This is a genomic window from Thalassospira sp. (assembly GCF_040218635.1).
Classification (GTDB): Bacteria; Pseudomonadota; Alphaproteobacteria; order Rhodospirillales; family Thalassospiraceae; genus Thalassospira.
Genome location: NZ_JAVJRB010000009.1, coordinates 1 through 12,650, shown reverse-complemented (window position 1 = coordinate 12,650; position 12,650 = coordinate 1). Strand labels below are relative to the sequence as shown.

Annotated in this window: 15 protein-coding genes and 1 tRNA gene; 6 read left to right on the top strand and 10 right to left on the bottom strand. The window is 52.6% G+C overall.

Features of this window, described 5'->3' with window-relative positions:
• Nucleotides 1-157: 157 nt before the first annotated feature.
• The gene (locus tag RIC05_RS07950; protein WP_350040877.1) at nucleotides 158-367 is read left to right on the top strand and encodes a DUF1127 domain-containing protein; all 210 of its coding nucleotides are present in this window, start codon (nucleotides 158-160) and stop codon (nucleotides 365-367) included.
• Between the two features lie 356 nt (nucleotides 368-723).
• Here the strand turns inward: RIC05_RS07950 and RIC05_RS07945 are convergent, their stop codons facing one another.
• From RIC05_RS07945 to RIC05_RS07935, 3 genes are all read right to left on the bottom strand, one after another.
• Nucleotides 724-1,992: a class I SAM-dependent methyltransferase gene (locus RIC05_RS07945; RefSeq protein ID WP_350046639.1), complete on the bottom strand. Its 1,269-nt coding sequence runs from the start codon at nucleotides 1,990-1,992 to the stop codon at nucleotides 724-726.
• A 77-nt stretch (nucleotides 1,993-2,069) separates the two neighbouring features.
• Nucleotides 2,070-3,062 carry an NADPH:quinone oxidoreductase family protein gene (locus tag RIC05_RS07940; protein ID WP_350046638.1) on the bottom strand — a complete coding sequence of 331 codons (993 nt, stop codon included), beginning with the start codon at nucleotides 3,060-3,062 and terminating at the stop codon, nucleotides 2,070-2,072.
• A gap of 153 nt (nucleotides 3,063-3,215) precedes the next feature.
• Entirely contained in the window at nucleotides 3,216-3,488 is a 273-nt protein-coding gene (locus tag RIC05_RS07935; RefSeq protein WP_350040880.1) for a hypothetical protein, read from the bottom strand.
• A 383-nt stretch (nucleotides 3,489-3,871) separates the two neighbouring features.
• Here RIC05_RS07935 and RIC05_RS07930 point away from each other — a divergent pair.
• Nucleotides 3,872-3,961, top strand: a tRNA-Ser gene (locus tag RIC05_RS07930).
• A 1,022-nt stretch (nucleotides 3,962-4,983) separates the two neighbouring features.
• On the opposite strand, the gene RIC05_RS07925 is transcribed toward RIC05_RS07930, so the two are convergent.
• On the bottom strand, nucleotides 4,984-5,256 hold the full coding sequence (locus tag RIC05_RS07925) for a BrnA antitoxin family protein (RefSeq protein WP_350046637.1): 273 nt from the start codon (nucleotides 5,254-5,256) through the stop codon (nucleotides 4,984-4,986).
• Complete coding sequence (locus tag RIC05_RS07920; protein ID WP_350046636.1) at nucleotides 5,249-5,506, bottom strand: BrnT family toxin; 258 nt, start codon at nucleotides 5,504-5,506, stop codon at nucleotides 5,249-5,251. The genes RIC05_RS07925 and RIC05_RS07920 overlap by 8 nt, the downstream gene beginning before the upstream one ends.
• A 170-nt stretch (nucleotides 5,507-5,676) precedes the next feature.
• On the opposite strand from RIC05_RS07920, the gene RIC05_RS07915 reads away from it, so the two are divergent.
• Complete coding sequence (locus RIC05_RS07915) at nucleotides 5,677-5,859, top strand: hypothetical protein (protein ID WP_350046635.1); 183 nt, start codon at nucleotides 5,677-5,679, stop codon at nucleotides 5,857-5,859.
• Nucleotides 5,860-5,865: 6 nt separating this feature from the next.
• Here the strand turns inward: RIC05_RS07915 and RIC05_RS07910 are convergent, their stop codons facing one another.
• Complete coding sequence (locus tag RIC05_RS07910; protein ID WP_350046634.1) at nucleotides 5,866-6,360, bottom strand: MarR family winged helix-turn-helix transcriptional regulator; 495 nt, start codon at nucleotides 6,358-6,360, stop codon at nucleotides 5,866-5,868.
• Nucleotides 6,361-6,440: 80 nt separating this feature from the next.
• Between RIC05_RS07910 and RIC05_RS07905 the strand changes: the two genes are divergently transcribed.
• The 3 genes from RIC05_RS07905 (at nucleotide 6,441) to RIC05_RS07895 (ending at nucleotide 8,904) form a co-directional block, all read left to right on the top strand.
• Nucleotides 6,441-7,373, top strand: coding sequence for a DMT family transporter (locus RIC05_RS07905; protein ID WP_350046633.1), 933 nt, complete (start codon nucleotides 6,441-6,443; stop codon nucleotides 7,371-7,373).
• A gap of 12 nt (nucleotides 7,374-7,385) precedes the next feature.
• Nucleotides 7,386-8,078 carry an NAD(P)-dependent oxidoreductase gene (locus RIC05_RS07900; RefSeq protein WP_350046632.1) on the top strand — a complete coding sequence of 231 codons (693 nt, stop codon included), beginning with the start codon at nucleotides 7,386-7,388 and terminating at the stop codon, nucleotides 8,076-8,078.
• 115 nt (nucleotides 8,079-8,193) lie between these two features.
• Nucleotides 8,194-8,904 carry a hypothetical protein gene (locus RIC05_RS07895; protein WP_350046631.1) on the top strand — a complete coding sequence of 237 codons (711 nt, stop codon included), beginning with the start codon at nucleotides 8,194-8,196 and terminating at the stop codon, nucleotides 8,902-8,904.
• Between the two features lie 13 nt (nucleotides 8,905-8,917).
• Here RIC05_RS07895 and RIC05_RS07890 read toward each other — a convergent pair whose 3' ends face one another.
• From RIC05_RS07890 to RIC05_RS07875, 4 genes are all read right to left on the bottom strand, one after another.
• Nucleotides 8,918-9,697, bottom strand: a complete 780-nt coding sequence (locus RIC05_RS07890; protein ID WP_350046630.1) for a pyrroline-5-carboxylate reductase — start codon at nucleotides 9,695-9,697, stop codon at nucleotides 8,918-8,920.
• Nucleotides 9,694-10,290, bottom strand: coding sequence for an RNA 2',3'-cyclic phosphodiesterase (gene thpR / locus RIC05_RS07885; protein ID WP_350046629.1), 597 nt, complete (start codon nucleotides 10,288-10,290; stop codon nucleotides 9,694-9,696). Before thpR ends, RIC05_RS07890 begins: the two co-directional genes overlap by 4 nt.
• Nucleotides 10,291-10,326: 36 nt before the next feature.
• On the bottom strand, nucleotides 10,327-11,193 hold the full coding sequence (locus RIC05_RS07880) for a pirin family protein (RefSeq protein ID WP_350046628.1): 867 nt from the start codon (nucleotides 11,191-11,193) through the stop codon (nucleotides 10,327-10,329).
• Nucleotides 11,194-11,296: 103 nt separating this feature from the next.
• Nucleotides 11,297-12,337, bottom strand: a complete 1,041-nt coding sequence (locus RIC05_RS07875; RefSeq protein ID WP_350046627.1) for an NADP(H)-dependent aldo-keto reductase — start codon at nucleotides 12,335-12,337, stop codon at nucleotides 11,297-11,299.
• Between the last annotated feature and the right edge of the window lie 313 nt (nucleotides 12,338-12,650).

Here is a 12,650-nt window from a genome sequence, read left to right as displayed (position 1 = left end):
TTTGCATGATAAAAACTCATGTAATGATGACAAAAGATGGTTTGAGTGCAAGTGTTTTTAAGCGTAACTCAGGGTTTAGCAAAATTAGACACACATGCATCAAGGATGCCGGGCCGCTGACTTTTGAGAGCAGGCCTACGATTAAAGGAATAAAATCATGGTCGCGATCACCAAAGAAGCCGGCGTATTTGTTACCCCTGCACGCAATGACAACACCATCAATCTGATGGATTTGCCACGTGCATGGCTCAAACGCCACGGCCTGCGCCAGAAACTGGCCCAGATGGACAGCCGCATGCTGCGCGATATTGGCTGGAACGTTTACGACGCCAAACGCGAAGCGGCCAAGCCATTCTGGAAAGCCTGAGACCGAAACGAAACAACGCCTAAAACCGCGCATTTGCGCATAACCGAGTAAAATTCATGCAGAACAATGTCTCCCCGCTGCAGGGCGCAATCACCTTCCCGCTACAGGTTTTGATTGAAGCCCTGATGGACGCCTGGAAAGGCCTCCGCCTTAAGTAAGGCTCGGGAACGTTCAATCCTCCCTGAACGCAGATCCAACATCCCCCCGTTGGAAGATGCGTATATAAATGCTGGTCACTCCCCTGGTGACCGGCATTTCTTTTATCGGGCATCTTATGAATCTGCCCGAACCTGCCCAACTTCCCCAAACCCATTCCACAACAGCGCGGATCGGCAAAGCAGGCCAGTCGCGCCAGATTACTTTTTGTCGGGGAACCGCAGATACATCAGGTTCGCGGCATTCAAAACCGAATACATCACGGCAAATTGCGCATTGAACTCGAACTTTTCCGGCATTGGTTGAAACAGTTCGTAAATCTGGCGGATGGATCGTTTGCCATCGATCCGTGACAGGATCGCAGGTGATGCCGATGGCATGGTCCGGGTCACCGACAGGCCGGTAAAGGTGATTTTGATATTGCCGGTTTTGGCAACGGATCGGGCCAAGGCCGCGCCATCCACCCGGGTGAAGAACGGAATTGCGTCTTCGGCCGGGACTGGTGGCTTGGTCTTGTTCTTGGCCTTCACGACATAAAATGTGTGCTTGGTGATGTTGCCCGCCATCAGTTCGGCAAGGGCAGCCCGTTCGCGGAACGGCACATGGACGGCCTTTTCCAGAACATCATGGCGCGAACAATAGGTTGTCGGATCATAGCGCATCGGTTCGATAAAGCTTTGCAGGCGCAAGCCCGCCTGATGCACAAAATCAAAGACTTCATCAACGCGGTATGCGCGGTCTTGCTGATGCAGCAACAAATCATAAAACCCGGCATCGCCGCCGTGGATATGATCGCCAACAAACGGGTTGCGTTTCAGCCAGTTGGTTCCGGGCAGCGAATTAAACAGCGCCTTGCCGAAATTCAGGCGCCTTGCGCCACCGGCCTCGGCATTAAGCCGGTCCATCATTTCCTGCATATGATAGACACCCTGGCGGCCAAGCTCGCCATACACCATAAGCCCCATACCGCCACTGGGCTTCAGGGAGTCGGCCAGTGTCCGCAGACCTTCGTTCGGGTCGGGCAAATGGTGAAGCACCCCACAGCAATCAATATAGTCAAACGGGCCATATTCCTTGGCCAGATCGACAAATGATCCGGTGACAAATGTGACGTTCTTTTCAAGATTGCGGCGCTTGATCCGGGCTTCGGCAATAGCGCGGGCGTTTTCGGACAGATCGATATAGACGATTTCGGCCCTGGCTTTGCGGTCCCGGGCCTGCTGGGCCAGCATCACCAGCGCATCGCCGGTCCCGCCGCCAGCGATAAGAATTTTGATTTTGCCTTTGGCCGATGGGTCGCGCCCGCCAAAGACATAATGAACGACTTCTTCCCAGTTGCCGGGGGATCCGCTGACCAGTCTTTTATCCTCATCCTCGGGATTTCGCGCCGGATAGGGATATGTTTCATACTGATCGCGCGTCTTGTTTGACGATTGCACAGTATCAGGCTGATTTTTGTCATCGGACATTCGCGCGGATTCCAGCAGATTTTTGGTTGGGACGTCAGCAGTCTATACCAAGCAATTAATTAATAAAATCCGCCAGTTCACGATATATCACGACAATCAATTATAAGTTTCCCCGTCGCACTCCGATCCCGGATCGCGCCGAGCGCATCCATGGCATCTGCCAACGGGTATTTTGCCGATATCATCGGGCGAATTTTACCCTCCCGCAGCAGGCCAAGAACCTCGGCCATGCCTTGCTGTGCGATGGTCGGGTTTTGTTCAAGATAGGCCCCGAAATAGAACCCGATTGCCGTGACATTCTTGACCAGCAAGATGTTGGCCGGGATTTGCGGCACCGTGCCACTGGCAAATCCGATCAACAACATCCGTGCCCCTGGTGCAACACAGCGCAGGCTTTGATCAAAGATATCCCCGCCGACCGGATCATACACCACATCCACCCCCGCAGGCTTTCCAAGCGTTGCGGTAATCTCGCGCACGCCATCGCGGATGTTTTCCGATTTGTAATCGATAACGTGATCGGCACCGTGATCACGGGCGATCTGACATTTTTCCGCCCCGCCCGCCGTGGCGATCACGGTTGCGCCCAAAAGTTTGGCACATTCCACCGCGGTTAAGCCAACACCGCCCGCCGCCCCATGGATTAAAACCACATCGCCCGGCATTACATTGGCGCGATATTTCAAGCCAAACCAGCTTGTGCCATAGGCAATCTGAAACGCCGCCGCAGAGTCAAAATCAACTGCACCCGGAAGCGGGATGACAAGTGACGCATTGGCGACAACCCGGGTGGCATATCCGCCCCAATCGGGCATCGCCATCACCCGATCACCAACCGCAATATTATCAACCCCGTCGCCCACCGACTGCACAGTGCCGCTGACTTCAAAGCCCGGGGCAAAGGCCGTTTTGGGCCGTTTTTGATATTTCCCCTGAAGGATCAGGGTATCGGCGAAATTAACCCCGCAGGCCGCAACATCAATCACGACCTCGCCCGGACCTGCCACAGGATCGGGCCATTCGGTCAAGGTGGGTGTTTCGCCAAATGACGGGCAAATCCATGATTTCATGCCGGTTTCCTGCTTGGGATCTTGATCAATAGGCGTCATCTATAGGCGCGAGTGTGCCGCGTGATCATGGGCCAGACAAGCCGACATTGGGCTAAAGCATGTTGTATTTAATGCCCAATCAGATGGAGCCATGGATGGGGGAAAACCGAAGGATCAGAAAATGCGCTGACGTTTGCGTTTGCGGGTCAGCAACAACAAGATAACAGAGGGCACAAACAAAACCACGACGGCTGGTGCCAACAGGATGGGCACAAACAACGTGTCCCATGCCCAGACCGAAATGTAGCGTTGAACGGCAGATTGCAACAGGTTCAGGCTTCCGGCATCAAGGCGATACCAAAGTTCTCCGGCGGCGGCCAGACGAAAATTACCTGCCTGAAGCGCCGTAATGGAATCGTCCACCAGCACCGCAATGCTGGCAAACAACAAGATCCATCCCAACGCCCTTAAAACCCACATCATCGTCTCCGCACTACCTGTAAGGGTGGTTTATTAGCAAATCCTGAAAGCACCCTAACGGTCTGTCTCATTTGCGTAAAGTGCTGTGAAACACCGCCGCGTAATACCGTATAACCCCTAAACTCTTACGTGAAACCTTACGGCGCAGAGATCAATAAGAAGTAAAGATCACGCCAAAGCCCGCATTCCCAACGGTTACAGCGGGTGATACCGTGCACCTTCCACCCGTTTTCCGACGGATTTTGCGGCAATTTCACGAAAGTGCAAAAAGAGGGTGATTGGCCCTTGTCAAGTGCGGGCCTGTCGGCTAATGTCCGCCCGCTTTCGCGATATATAGATAGATCGCATGTGGAGAGGTGGCCGAGTGGTTTAAGGCGCACGCCTGGAAAGCGTGTTGGGGTGTAAGCCCCTCAGGGGTTCGAATCCCCTCCTCTCTGCCACTGAGCAAAAAATCCCGAAATTAATCGATCAACCACCACGCAGTATTTCCTGCGCGGGCTATTCTGCTGATCTATTTTCGTCATTCCCGCCAGACGCAACCACTACCAGCCATTTGCGCAGCAAAGTATCAAGCTGGATCTGGAAAAAGGGGTCCGTCCCCTTTTAGCAGTCCTCTTTTAGCACTTTTAGCACGTGTTATCTATGAAGGCCAAAAGGCGACGCGATAAAAGCCAGCATCGAAAACAATAATTACCTGAAGCGGGCCGTAAGGATTTGAGCATCTAAAGACGCAGCCCCCTGTCACACTGTTTTTGTCAAACCAAACTAGTAACAATTGTTACCGTTGTACCGCCAGTTGGTGATGAGACCATTCACAACGGTAAACGTTTGCTGACACGACAAAGCAATTGTTGTTGGTGAACTGCCCCCGTAAGAGCTTGTGTATATTTGGTTTCCGATAACAGTTGATTGGTACGTTGGCTGAGTCCCCGGCAATGTCATGCTGCCCTGGCTTGAATATGTAATGTACTTTGAATTACCTGACTCATAGAAGCTATTAGGTGGCCCCCAAGAAGCAATTAAGCTCTGCTCTGACTGTCCAACCCAAGAGTTAAGGATGCCCTCATACTCAGATGCCGTCATGCACCCTACAAGAGCAATTAACACAACTCCAACCCCAGTATATTTCAAATATTTGAACACGTAAGCTCCCCCGAATTATACCTCAGATGTTTTCTGATCGACTTTCCTCTTAATGTGAACCCTCCCTTTTAGATTAGTTTCTTATTCTTTCAGGTAACCCACTCAACCAAAGGCCATAACAACCGGCACAACATTCGCGGTTATCATTGCAAAGGATGTAGCCGAATGTCTTCGGAAAAAGGGGCTGTCCCCTTTTTGGTCTTTGCGCTGCAAAGTATCAAGCTGGATCTGAAAAGGGACCTGTCCCCTTTTAGCAGAGCCTCCCCTCTTCTTAGCCACTGACTGCACTCCTAAACTCCGGTGCATGGGCAAGTTTTGTTTAGGGCGCCATTTCCTTTTCCTTTAGCGCCCTCAGATCGTCGTTCAGCCTGGTTTGCCAGCCCCTGCCCCCGGCCCGGTAGATTTCAAGAACGTCAACATCAAGGCGGATCGTCACACGCTCTTTCGTGGCAGCCTTTTGCGGCCCGCGCTGCCCCCTCGCCCGCGCCACCAAATCAGGCAGAACTTCAGACGCCTTGCCGGCATTCTTAAACCATTCTTCGTCAAGTTCCGGGGCTTCGTCGCGGTCAGTTTCGGTTTCGCGATCAGACATTTGAGTACCTCATTTGCTCTCGTTCGTTTGCTTTGCGAAGGCTGATAACCCGGACCTTTTCGCCGCGCAGGGCGAAAACCACCACATAAAGCCGATCCCCAATATATCCAATGGCGGTCCACCGTTTTTCATCGTGGCGATTGTCCGAGTTTACAACAGCACTATCCCAATCAAAGCCATCCATCTCGTCAAACCAGACGCCATGTTTTTCGGCGTTTAACTTGTTCTTGTTGTTGTCCCATTCATACATTGTCGCCCCTCGTTCCGACAAGTAAATGTACATACAATAAAATCGACTGTCAATTTTATTGTATGTACATTTAAATTACCAATCCGACACCGCAGGCGTTTTGGCACTTTACTGACACCATGCTGTCAGTAGCGTCAGGTCATCAAAGCACCTTTGAATATGAGGCAGTGATGATCAAATACATCTATCCAGACGGCTCTCATTGCTATCGCACGTTGCATACGGCACACGCCGTTTTTCGCAATTCAGATGGCCAGTTGATTGCCCGTGCAGAAAAGCCGGACAGGTCTGGCTTGTATGAGTTTGAAATTTCCGGGTTTGAGCTATTATCCCCCGGCAAAGTGTATGATTAAACCGGCCTAACTGCCGTCTGCCTCCATTCCCGCCAACCATTTGCGCAGCAAAGCATCAAGCTGGGCCTGCTCGTCTGCGTTTAGTGCGTCGGTCAGGCGGTGTTGGTTGGCGACGTGGTCGGTGACGGCGGCGTCAATCAGGGCGTGTCCCTTATCCGTCAGGGCAATGACAAAGCCGCGGCCGTCTTCCGGGTTCTTTTCACGCGAAATCAGGCCTGCCTGTTCAAGTTTATCAAGCCGGTTGGTCATTGTGCCCGAAGTCACCATGGTCCATTCGATCAGGCTTGACGGGCTGAGCGCATAGGGCGGGCCGGAGCGGCGCAGGGTTGCCAATACATCAAAGCTGGCCCCATTGAGGCCATGGGCGGCAAAGACTTTGTCGAGTTCTGCCGAGAGAATGGAGCGCAATCGGCCAAAGCGGCCGAACATGCCCATGGGCGCGACATCAAGGTCGGGGCGTTCCTGATGCCATTGCGCTAAAATACGATCTACCTGGTCCATGAATGAAGGGATGCCAAAAATTTATCTTGACGTCAAGATTTCAGAATATATCTTGACGTCAAGATAAATGGAGAAGCCCCATGAACAGAACGACCGATTTAATGCTTACCGCTCTTGCCCCAATCATCTGGGGTAGCAGCTATATCGTTGCGACAGAACTTTTACCGCATGGCTATCCGTTGACAGTGTCGCTGTTGCGCGCCCTGCCGGCCGGATTGATCCTGTTGCTGATTGTTCGTCAATTACCGCAAGCCGGATGGCGCGGCCGGGTTTTCATTCTTGGCGCGCTTAATTTTGCGGTTTTCTGGTCAATGATGTTTCTGGCCGCCTATCGCCTGCCGGGCGGAGTTGCGGCAACCTTGAGTGCTGTACAGCCGCTTTTTGTTTTGTTACTTGCGCGCTTTGCGTTGGGCAACAGCTTGAATATGCTGGGCGTAGGTGCGGCGATTTCCGGTCTGATCGGGGTCGGGATGCTTGTGCTTGATCCCGGTGCGGTTCTTGATCCGATTGGTATTATTGCCGCCCTGATTGGTGCGCTTTCGATGGCATTTGGTGTGGTTTTAACCCGCAAATGGCAGCCACCCGTATCACCGCTGACTTTTACCGCCTGGCAATTAACCGCGGGCGGGATCCTTTTGATCCCGGTTGCCCTGATCCTTGAGCCGGGCTTTCCGATGCCAACCGCCACCAATCTTGCAGGCCTTGTCTGGCTGGGCCTGATCGGGGCGGCGCTGACTTATTATCTGTGGTTTCGCGGGATTGCGCGGCTGGGCCCGACAACGGTGACGGGCTTTGGTTTTCTCAGCCCGACCAGTGCGGTTTTGCTCGGCTGGGTGTTCTTGGATCAACACTTATCCGCCCTTCAAATCACCGGGGTTGGTGTTGTGTTGATCAGCATCTGGGTCGGGCAACGGGCATCGCGGCCAAAAGCACCAACACACGACACCTACACCGATACCGACATCAACAGCGAAACCCCCGCCCCGCCTCATAACGCCATCAAACCGAATTGAAAGGATCGTTCCATGATCAAGAATACGCCCCCAAAACAGCCCCTTAAGATCGTTGTGTTTGGCGCGACTGGCGATGTTGGCCGCGAAACCGTGATCGAGGCGGTTGCGCGCGGCCATCAGGTCACAGCAATTGCGCGCGATGCCGACAGGCTGGCCGATTTGCCCGATGCGGTGACGTGCGAAAGTGTCGACGTTTTGGTTAATCTGGATCAGGTCGGCCATGTGATGGCCGCCCATGACGTCGCGATCAGCGCCCTTCGCCCGGCAAGAGGATCGGAAGAATTGCTTGTTGAGATGAGCAAAAACCTTCTGGATGCGGCACGGGTAACCAACACCCGGCTTTATATTACCGGCGGGGCAGCGACCTTAAAGCTTGCCGATGGCAGCGGGCATAGTGTTTTAACCGCGCCGGATTTCCTGCCCGATGCGGTCCGCCCGATTGCCGAAGCCTGTGCCAAGCAAGATGCATTGTTGGATCATTATGATGATGTGCAATGGAGCTGCCTCCGCCCACCCGCGATGCTGATTGCCGGTGAGAAAACCCGCCAGTATGTCCGCGGGACCGACACGCTGATCCCGGACCATGATGGCATGGCGCGGATTTCCTATGCCGATTTCGGCGTTGCGATGGTCGATCTGGTGGAAGATGTTGATATTGACCAACGGCGTTTGACGGTTGGGTATCAGACAGAGGCAGCGGCCTGAGCCAATCATATCTGCACATCTATATAAGACAGCAAAACGGGCGGCACATATTGGCCGCCCGTTTTGATTTCTTGAAAGGACGAATTTGCCATCTCAAATTAAGAACCGCTTCACGTTGATTTCACCGATTATAGCTTCACAAATAAAACAATCTTCGATTTACTGTTTTATTAAAATTTCAACCGGTGAAGGTGCTGCAATGTCATTAGATGACTTCCGCGGATTGGCTTACAGGATCCAGAAGGCTGCGAGTGAATACGAGCGCGAGCGCATAATAAAAGACTATCGAGCGGAATTTCTTGAAAACAGCAAGCCGAAGATTATTGAAGAAATGGTTGAGGAGATCAAAGCTGGGGTTTCACCTGACTATGAAGAGATTAAAGACGCAATACTGGATGAATATGCAGATGAATTGCGCGAAGAAGCTATTGAACAAATTGATGAAAAATTTAAAGAAGGCCAACTGTCTTGGGTCTTAGTTAAAGATGAGAAGCTTCGTAAAAGCATCGCAGTTACAATTCAAAGAATGTCCGATTTTGTTGAGGTTCTTCAGTACAGTAACAGCCTCAATCATGATGAAGAACTGTTATCGCCAATTTTAAAAGAGCAGCTTATTTGCGTACTGAAGGCAGCGATTGTTGAACTGGAAGGCCCATATATAGAACGCAGTCGCCTTCGAGGACTTTTCAACTGGATGAGTAGCCTTGTAAAGCGAGCTGGAACCGAGGTAGCTCATGAGAAAGTAAGTGAAGGATTCCAAAATGTCACCGAATGTATCGGAGATGTTATCGAGCAAATTACTGACTCACCTACTACTTTTCTCTAACTCAAGCTTGCTATCACTTCAAACTTGCCCTTTTGATCCGGGCGAAGACTTCATCAAGGGCGGTATGGATCGCTGCCCCACCCTTTTCGCGCAGGAAGGTCTGCGCGACCTGTTCGTTCAGACCACCGGCCGTGATGTGCCCGTCATAAAGTTCCGAAAAACTTTGATCGGGCGATTTATTGGTGTTTTCGGCAAGGCCGGAAAACAAGGCGGCAAGATAGCGCCGTGCATCGCCATAATCCGATCCGTGTGCCACCATCCACTGCGCAGCACTTTCAAGCAATGTGAAATAGGTCGCCATCAGGGCACTTCCGGTCCCGTAACCATCAAAGGCATCGATGGTGTCGGCTGCGACCGCGCCGCCCAGTTTGTCAAACAGGGCCATGACATCGGGGGATCCGGGGTAAACGGCGGTCACACAGCTATGATGTTCGACCGGGGGCAATGGAATGGCGCGATCAAATTGCGCATCGGTTTTAAGCCATGCCTTCATATCGTCAATCGGGATGGTCGCGATCAGACTGACGATCTTTTTGCCCGTGGGCACGGTGAGGCCTGATAACACGTCCTTGGTGATTTGGGGCAAGACGGCAAGGAAGATCATATCGGCCTGATCAAGGATCGCCTGATTGTCATCTTCGATCCGGACTTTATCAAAATCCGCTGCCAGCTTTGTTGAAAACCGTTCGCCCCGGCGCGATACAATCACCTGATCAACGGGGTAATCGGATGTCAGCAAACCACGGATCACCGCATCGCTGATCGACCCGGTGCCAATAAAGCCAAGTTTCATTCAAAGTCCCCTGTGACAAGTTCGTCTGCCAGATCAAGTGCCTGACGTTCGCTATCCTTACCATCATAGGCGGCAATCACACGAAATTCCGGTCCATCGGTTGTCGCGTGGCTTTGATACAGACAGAACCGGTCAATGGTGAATACCCGTGATGACAGACTGACATGATCGGCAACCGCCTGTTCGATGGTCGCGCGTGCGGCATTCCGGTTCCGGCCGAGTGTGATGTGCGGGGTGAATTTGCGCATATCCATATCCGGGCATTCTTCAAGGGCCAGAAGGGCATTTTCAACCCGTGATGCCAATTGGCGCATGACAGGTTGGTCTTTGACCCCGGCCCAGAAAATGCGGATTTTGCGGCTTGATGCAAAAACGTTCAGGCCCTGGACCTGAAGATCAAAGGGTTCAAACGCAATTGCCGCCAAGGCCTGATCGATTTCGGCGGCCAGTCCCGGATCGACATTGCCGATGAATTTAAGGGTGATGTGCATATTGTCCGGGGTTTGTGCATCAAGCCCCTTGATCCCGCGCGCAAGCGGGTAAAGTTCGGCTGCGACATCGCCGGGGATTTCCACGCCGACAAACAAACGCATTGTAGAGGTATCCAATTCAATTCTGGTGGTGGCGTATTATGAAGTCGAGCGGCCCGGCAATGGCAAGACATCGTCTTCGCCGTCAATCTGCGGGAAATTGCCCGATGCCCAGTCGGCTTTGGCTTTTTCAATGCGGTCTTTTGAACTGGCGACGAAGTTCCACCATAAATGCCGATGGCCCAGCGGCATGCCACCCAGCAACATCACCCGACAATCGGTTTTGGCAACGATATCGGGGATTTCTTCGGGGGCGATATAGACAAAGCTTTGCGGATCGTAGGTTTCGCCATCAATCGCCAAGCTGCCCGAAACAACGTAAACAGCCCCTTCCTGATTTTCACCGGGAAGCAAAAGCTGTGCGCCCGCATCCATGTGAACATCAAGGTAATAAAGCTTGGACTTGACCGGCACCGGGGCGGTTTTGCCGAAGGCCTCGCCCGCAATCAGGCGCATATGAAGCCCGGCATCGTCAATCACCGGCAGGTCTTTTTGCGAGACATGATAAAAGGCCGGTTCGGATTCTTCTTCTTCTTCAGGAAGCGCGACCCACAGCTGCAAGCCATCCAATTCATGAACCGAATTATGAACTGCTGGGGTTTCACGTTCGGAATGGGTGATGCCGTGCCCGGCATTCATCCAGTTGAGATCACCCGGCGTGATTTCAAGATTGCTGCCCAGACTGTCGCGATGCAAGACCGCGCCCTTAAACAGATAGGTCACGGTCGCAAGACAGATATGGGGGTGCGGGGCAACATCGATGCCCTCGCCCGGTTGGAACTTGGCAGGCCCCATGTGATCGAAAAAGACAAACGGCCCGACCGATCGCACATCGCGATGGGGCAGAACGCGGCGCACGGAAAAGGCACCAAGATCGGTTTCCTTACCAAAAATCTGCTTTACCATGCGCCGCCTCCTTCAGGATCCGGACCTATCGGGGAAAACAGTCCGCGTGCGGCTGCTCCGACAGGTCGATCTTTGTTTCAAAGTTCTGCAATCCTATGCCCGATTATGGGCAAGGATATGGCCAAGTCTGATGGATGTTTTCGATTTCCGAAAGCACATCATCAGACAAGGTGATTTTGGCCGAACCGACATTCAGTTTAAGCTGTTCCATGCTGGTCGCGCCAATGATGTTTGACGTCAGGAACGGGCGCGAATTGACATAGGCCAGCGCCATCTGGGATGGATCAAGACCGTTATCCTTTGCCAGCTTGACATAAGCTTCGGTCGATTTGATGCCATTTTCGGTCAGGTAACGGGCGAAATATTGCGGCCATTTGGCAACGCGGGTGCCATCCGGGCGGGCACCGCCAAGATATTTGCCCGACAGTGCGCCACCACCCAGCGGGGAATAGGCCAAAAGACCGGCATCTTCACGGATGGAACATTCCGCCATGCCGACTTCATACTGACGGGTCAGCAGGCTATAGGGGTTTTGGACCGATACCACACGCGGCCAGCCTTTTTTCTCGGCCAGTTCAAGAAACTTCATCAGTCCCCACGGGTTTTCGTTCGACAGACCGATATGACGGACCTTGCCAGCCTTGACCAGTTCATCAAGTGCTTCGAGGCTTTCTTCGATCGGGGTGGTTTCTTCGTCGGCATCATGGACATAGCCAAGCTTGCCAAAGAAGTTGGAATTACGGTCCGGCCAATGGAGCTGATACAGATCGACATAGTCGGTTTTCAGACGTGTAAGCGATCCATCAATCGCCTCGTGAATTTGGCCACGGGTCAAACGCGGGCCACCGCGGACATAATCAAAACGATCTGCCGGACCAACGATTTTGGTCGCGATCACGAGATCATCGCGACGCCCGCGTTTTTCCAGCCAGTTGCCGATGATGGTTTCGGTTGCCGTAAAGGTTTCCTGCATTGCCGGAACCGGATACATTTCGGCGGTATCAATGAAATTGACTTCATTGGCGGTGGCGTAATCAAGCTGTTCGAAAGCTTCTTCCTGGGTGTTCTGCTGGCCCCAGGTCATGGTGCCCAGACAAATAACACTGACATCGATGTCAGTTCGTCCCAATCGACGGTATTCCATCTATCAATCCCCTTTTGCATCCCGCCGTCCTTATGATCCGGGCGGAATGCGACTTTTCACAATGGGGTGAATATATCCTGCGAGAAGCAGGATGAAACCGTTCATGGCAAAAAATCTTGGGATGTCACGGATTTGCAAGATCGTTCGTCACGATGTTAGCGCTAACATATCCTAGGGTCAGGACCTATTAATTTGGTTTGAATGGTCACCCGGATTTGTGCGGATACGCGAAGCAAGACCGCAGGAAGATATGCATCTTTCAAGGTTTTGCGACAAAGTAGCCCGTACAAATCCGGGTGATCCGTAGGACAGG

Coding starts and splice junctions, on each gene's coding strand:
- RIC05_RS07950 (WP_350040877.1), top strand. CDS start 158: ATGGTCGCGATCACCAAAGAAGCCGGCGTATTTGTTACCCCTGCACGC.
- RIC05_RS07945 (WP_350046639.1), bottom strand. CDS start 1,992: ATGTCCGATGACAAAAATCAGCCTGATACTGTGCAATCGTCAAACAAG.
- RIC05_RS07940 (WP_350046638.1), bottom strand. CDS start 3,062: ATGAAATCATGGATTTGCCCGTCATTTGGCGAAACACCCACCTTGACC.
- RIC05_RS07925 (WP_350046637.1), bottom strand. CDS start 5,256: ATGTCTGATCGCGAAACCGAAACTGACCGCGACGAAGCCCCGGAACTT.
- RIC05_RS07920 (WP_350046636.1), bottom strand. CDS start 5,506: ATGTATGAATGGGACAACAACAAGAACAAGTTAAACGCCGAAAAACAT.
- RIC05_RS07915 (WP_350046635.1), top strand. CDS start 5,677: ATGATCAAATACATCTATCCAGACGGCTCTCATTGCTATCGCACGTTG.
- RIC05_RS07910 (WP_350046634.1), bottom strand. CDS start 6,360: ATGGACCAGGTAGATCGTATTTTAGCGCAATGGCATCAGGAACGCCCC.
- RIC05_RS07905 (WP_350046633.1), top strand. CDS start 6,441: ATGAACAGAACGACCGATTTAATGCTTACCGCTCTTGCCCCAATCATC.
- RIC05_RS07900 (WP_350046632.1), top strand. CDS start 7,386: ATGATCAAGAATACGCCCCCAAAACAGCCCCTTAAGATCGTTGTGTTT.
- RIC05_RS07890 (WP_350046630.1), bottom strand. CDS start 9,697: ATGAAACTTGGCTTTATTGGCACCGGGTCGATCAGCGATGCGGTGATC.
- thpR (WP_350046629.1), bottom strand. CDS start 10,290: ATGCGTTTGTTTGTCGGCGTGGAAATCCCCGGCGATGTCGCAGCCGAA.
- RIC05_RS07880 (WP_350046628.1), bottom strand. CDS start 11,193: ATGGTAAAGCAGATTTTTGGTAAGGAAACCGATCTTGGTGCCTTTTCC.
- RIC05_RS07875 (WP_350046627.1), bottom strand. CDS start 12,337: ATGGAATACCGTCGATTGGGACGAACTGACATCGATGTCAGTGTTATT.